Source organism: Gemmatimonas sp. (genome assembly GCF_041689975.1).
Taxonomy (GTDB): domain Bacteria; phylum Gemmatimonadota; class Gemmatimonadetes; order Gemmatimonadales; family Gemmatimonadaceae; genus Gemmatimonas.
In genome coordinates this window covers 1-4,982 of record NZ_JBDNFF010000251.1, presented here as the reverse complement: position 1 = coordinate 4,982, position 4,982 = coordinate 1, and the positions used below count along the sequence as shown (strand labels likewise).

Here is a 4,982-nt window from a genome sequence, read left to right as displayed (position 1 = left end):
ATGGCGTCACCAGCACCACAAAGGCAACAGCGCGCGACCCGACGGCATCACGTTTACGCAGGGAGTTGGTATCATCGATCTCGAATTCAGCGCGCAGGAGATGCGCGCGATGGCCGATCAGGTCGTGGCGCGCTGCGTGGACCACATCACGACGCTACCCGGTCAGCCGCTGTACGGCGTGCATGATGCGGAGGCGCTCTGCCTGAGCATGCGCGAGTCGTCGCCGGCGTCGGGTACTCCGTTGACGGCGCTGCTCGACGATCTGTTCACGACGTACATCCCGCAGTCGTTCAATACACCGTCGCCGGGATATCTCGCATACATCCCCGGTGGCGGTCTGTTTCCGGCGGCGCTGGCGGATTTCATCGCCGATACGACGAACCGCTACACGGGCATCTGGCAGGCGGCGCCAGCGCTGGTGCAGCTCGAAGCGAATGCGCTGGAGTGGCTGCGCGAGTGGATGGGGTTTCCCGAGGGCACGCGCGGTGTATTCACGACCGGTGGCTCGATGGCCACCTTCAACGCGGTGTTGTGCGCGCGTGAGCAGCATCTGGGCCCCGATATTCGTCGCGGTGTACTGTACACGTCGGATCAAGCGCACCATTGCGTGATCAAGTCAGCGAAGCTGGCCGGCATCATGCCCGATCGGGTGCGATCTGTTCCGTGCGACGCGCACTTTCGCTTGCCGGCACATCTGTTGCGCGAGGCGATCGCGCAGGACCGTCGTGACGGATTGCTGCCATTTATGGTGGTCTCGAACGCCGGCACCACGAACACCGGTGCGGTCGATCCACTCAATGACATCGCCGATCTCTGCGCGGCCGAACAGCTCTGGCACCATGTGGACGGCGCCTACGGCGCGTTTTTCCAACTCTGTACTGACACGCGCGAGGTGCTGCGTGGCCTCGAGCGGGCAGACTCACTCACGCTTGATCCACACAAAGGCATGTTCATGCCGTACGGTACGGGCGCGTTGCTGGTGCGCGATGGCGCGGCGCTGCGGGCAGCGCATGGGGCAACGGCTGACTATCTCCCTGACATGCCGAGTGCAGCGGATTTTTACGATCCGAGTCAACATGGGCCCGACTTGTCGCGTGGGTTCCCCGGATTGCGCATGTGGCTCACGATCAAGCTGTACGGTGCCGATGCGTTTCGCGCAGCGATCGATGAGAAGCGCGCCCTCGCGCTCGACGCCGCGGCTCGCGTGGCACGATTGCCGCATGTGGTCATGGACGCACCGCCCGAGCTGTCGCTATTTCCGTTCCACCTCACGTGGCCAGGCGCCACGCGTGCCCAGGAGGACGCCGCCACGCGAGAGTTGATGGCGGCCACGTCACAGCGCGGGCGCGTAATGATCAGTGGCGCTGTGGCTGGTGGACGGTATGTGGGTCGCGTCTGCGTGCTGAGTTTCCGGACGCACGCGATGCAGATTGATCACTTGGTGGAGGATATGGCGGCCGCGATCACCGAGGTGGTGGCGAGGCACCGGGCGTAGGGTGGCGGCGTCGCGTGGTGGAGGGGCCGCTAACCGCTGGAACACGGATTGACGGAAAGGCACAGTAACAACACGGATCTGTTCGTAGGGATTGCTCGACAAACGGCGTAGGGAGACGCGTTGCTGTTTTTGTTGATCAACTGTAGCTGTCGACGCATCTTTGGCGGTCTCGAGGATCCCCCGTGAAAAAGACCGTTTTGCTGTACGGACTCGTGGGTGGCGTGTTGATCGCCGGCCTGCGATTCGTCGAATACCGATTTCTCGTGCTCGAGCACTCGCTTGAGATCTACTGGGGGCTCATCGCCGCGCTCTTCGCGACGCTCGGGATCTGGCTCGGCCGCAAGCTCACGCGCACGCGCGAGACCGTGGTCGTACGCGAGGTGCCGGTCGAGATGCCGGTGGAAGTGCGGGTGGAAGTGCGGGTCAACTCCACTCCGGCGCGCTCCTCTCGGCCATGATGGCAGTCACGATCCCGTTGCAAGACGCGATCGGCTTCGACTATGGCATGATCGTCGGTTACACCACGATGGTCTTGGCCTTTTTGCTCATCTATTTCGGCGTCCGCACCTACCGCGATACTGCAGGTGGCGGGTCGGTCACCTTTGGCCGGGCCGTCAAGGTCGGTGCGTTGATCGCCCTGATATCGTCCAGCTGCTACGTGGCCACCTGGCAGGTGAGGTACTTCAATTTCATGCCGGATTTCAGCGCCAAGCTCTCCGCGCGTACGCTGGGGAAGGCGCGGGCCGCCGGTGAAAGCGAGGCCGCGATTTCGAAGACGCGGAAAGAGATGGAGAAGTTCGCGGTTATGTACCAGAATCCGGCGATCAATGCCACCATCACCTTCCTCGAACCACTTCCCGTGGCGTTGATTATGACGTTGGTGTCCACTGGCCTGCTCAGTCGCCGCACGATCCCTCCACGAGCTACCTGATGGCGTACATCGCCCCCGAAACCCGTCTGCGTGAGCTCACACCGGTTCCGCTGATTGTCGGTGCCGTCCTCGGCCTCATCTTCGGGGCGTCGTCGCTGTATCTGGTGCTCAAGGTGGGACTCACCGTGAGCGCCTCGATTCCGGTCGCGGTCATTTCGATAACGATCTTCCGCCTGTTTGCGCGACTGGGCGGGCGTGATGCGACGATCCTCGAGCACAACATCGTGCAGACGGCTGGTTCGGCGGGTGAATCGATTGCGTTCGGCATCGGCGTCACGATGCCCGCGATTCTCATTCTCGGTTTCGACCTCGAGATCGCGCGCGTACTGCTGGTTGCGGTGCTTGGGGGTGTGCTCGGCATCCTCATGATGATTCCGCTGCGTCGCGCGCTGATCGTGGCGCAGCATGGAGTGCTGAAGTATCCGGAAGGCACGGCGTGTGCTGAGGTGCTGAAGGCCGGCGCGAACGCGGAGTCGCGCGCGGCGGCGAGCGACGGGGCGCGGCGCGAGCAGGACGCACAGGGTGGTGCCGACACGAGCGCACGCACCATTTTTACCGGTTTCGGTATCGGCATCGTGTACAAGACGGCGATGTCGGCGTTGCGCGCGTGGAAGGATGCGCCGGAGAAAGTATTCGGCGCCCCCTTTTCGGCGGCGTCGGTATCGGTGGAAGTGTCACCGGAGTTGCTGGGTGTGGGCTACATCATCGGCCCGCGTGTGGCGGCGGTGATGTTTGCCGGCGGTGTGCTGGCGTATCTCGTACTCATTCCGATGATCGCCTATTTCGGCGCGGCGCTCACTACACCGCTGGCCCCGGAAACGCGCGCACTGATCCGCGACATGAGTCCCGGCGCCATTCGCAATGCGTACGTGTTGTACATCGGCGCCGGTGCTGTGGCCGCTGGTGGCATCATCAGCGTGATCCGCTCCACGCCGACGATCTGGCACGGACTGCGGGAAGGACTGCGCGATGTGTCGAACTCGAGCGCCGCAACTATTCGCGACACGGTACGCACCGACCGTGATCTGCCACTCAAGTTGGTACTGCTTGGCATCATTGCGCTGGTGGTCGCGCTCGTGGGTGCGAGTCCGCTGTATGTGCGTGGTACCGGCTTCGGTACGCGCATCGCGGCGGCGCTGCTGATCGTGGTGTTCGGGTTTCTGTTCGTGACGGTGTCCTCGCGACTGACCGGTGAAATCGGCTCGTCATCAAATCCGGTTTCCGGCATGACGGTGGCCACGCTGCTGCTCACCTGTCTGACGTTCGTGTTGCTTGGCTGGACGGGTAGCAACTACTACGTGACCGCCCTCTCGATCGGCGCGATCGTGTGCATCGCGGCGTCGAACGGCGGTACTACGTCGCAAGATTTGAAGACGGGATTTCTGGTGGGCGCGACACCGCGCTCGCAGCAGATCGCCATCGTGGTAGGCGCACTCGTGTCGGCGTTGGCGCTCGGGCCGATTCTGCTGCGACTCAACGCGGCCGGCACCGTGTACGTGAGCGCGTCGGCGATGTCGCCTGATGCGCGCGGCGGCGCGGCGCTCACGAGTGGTGAAACGGCGAACGTGCGCACGCTCGATCGTCGTGAATCGGTGGACGGCATCATGGCCGACGGCAGCACTGACTCGCGCGAGTACTGGGTATGGCACCGCCAGGACCCGAGCGGCGGCAGCGCCGAGAAATATCTCGTGGACGACGCGGGCAAGCCTGTGTACTTCGTAGATCCCGGCATCAACGGCAGCATCACGACGCTCGCGAATGGCCAGACGGTGCCGAAGTTCGATGCGCCCAAGGCCACGCTGATGTCGTACATCATCAAGGGCATCCTGGGCGGGAAGCTCCCGTGGGGACTCGTGCTGCTGGGCGTCATGATCGCGATCGTGCTCGAGCTGTCGGGGATCCCATCGCTGGCCTTTGCGGTGGGCGTATATCTACCGATCTCCACCTCCGCGCCGATCTTCGTGGGCGGTGTCGTGCGCTGGGCGGTCGATCGCTGGATCGCGCGCAAGCATGCCGATCGCAACCTCACCGACGATGAACTGGCGGCCGAGGGCGACAAGAGCCCGGGAGTGCTGATGGCCTCGGGCTACATCGCGGGCGGCGCGATCGCCGGCATCCTGATCGCCTTTGTGGCGGGAGTACCGGCGATGGCGGGTGCGAATCGCGCGATCGAGGCGATGTCCGCCAACAATCCGCTCTTCTCAGGACCGATGGCCGACGCGCTGTCGCTGCTACCGTTCGTGGTGCTGATCGCGGTGCTGTACCTGACCGGCCGGGAAAAGCTGCTTAGAAGGCCTTCTTGATCGCCGCTTCCAGGTTCTGCGCGCCGCCGACGCCGGTGTAGACGATTTTGCCGCTTTTGTTCACGACGACCACGTAACTGGTGGCCGGCACGTCGTAGGCACCGCTGACCGTGCCCTTTTTGTCGTACAGCAGTTCGCCACCGAGCTTGTTGGCCTTCTGCCAGCCCTTCACGCGTTCGATGGACTGGTTCACCGATACCGCAATAGTCACGAACTTCACCTGCGCGCCGTGCTTGGTCATGGCGGCGCGCAT

General features: G+C 63.6%; 5 protein-coding genes. 4 read left to right on the top strand and 1 reads right to left on the bottom strand.

The window, feature by feature from the left end:
* The 4 genes from ACESNG_RS15930 to ACESNG_RS15915 all read left to right on the top strand — a co-directional run.
* Positions 1 to 1,495: aspartate aminotransferase family protein (locus tag ACESNG_RS15930; RefSeq protein ID WP_373069717.1), on the top strand; the 1,495-nt coding region annotated here is incomplete at its 5' end.
* Positions 1,496 to 1,677: 182 nt separating this feature from the next.
* Positions 1,678 to 1,953, top strand: a complete 276-nt coding sequence (locus ACESNG_RS15925; protein WP_373060948.1) for a hypothetical protein — start codon at positions 1,678 to 1,680, stop codon at positions 1,951 to 1,953.
* Positions 1,950 to 2,426, top strand: coding sequence for a DUF4199 domain-containing protein (locus ACESNG_RS15920; RefSeq protein ID WP_373060949.1), 477 nt, complete (start codon positions 1,950 to 1,952; stop codon positions 2,424 to 2,426). The genes ACESNG_RS15925 and ACESNG_RS15920 overlap by 4 nt, the downstream gene beginning before the upstream one ends.
* Positions 2,426 to 4,729, top strand: a complete 2,304-nt coding sequence (locus ACESNG_RS15915; RefSeq protein ID WP_373069715.1) for an OPT family oligopeptide transporter — start codon at positions 2,426 to 2,428, stop codon at positions 4,727 to 4,729. Before ACESNG_RS15920 ends, ACESNG_RS15915 begins: the two co-directional genes overlap by 1 nt.
* Here the strand turns inward: ACESNG_RS15915 and ACESNG_RS15910 are convergent.
* Positions 4,713 to 4,982 (bottom strand): TlpA family protein disulfide reductase (locus tag ACESNG_RS15910; protein WP_373069713.1); only part of this gene is annotated, 270 nt, incomplete at its 5' end. The two genes, ACESNG_RS15915 and ACESNG_RS15910, sit on opposite strands and share 17 nt — an antisense overlap.

Coding starts and splice junctions, on each gene's coding strand:
- ACESNG_RS15920 (WP_373060949.1), top strand. CDS start 1,950: ATGATGGCAGTCACGATCCCGTTGCAAGACGCGATCGGCTTCGACTAT.
- ACESNG_RS15915 (WP_373069715.1), top strand. CDS start 2,426: ATGGCGTACATCGCCCCCGAAACCCGTCTGCGTGAGCTCACACCGGTT.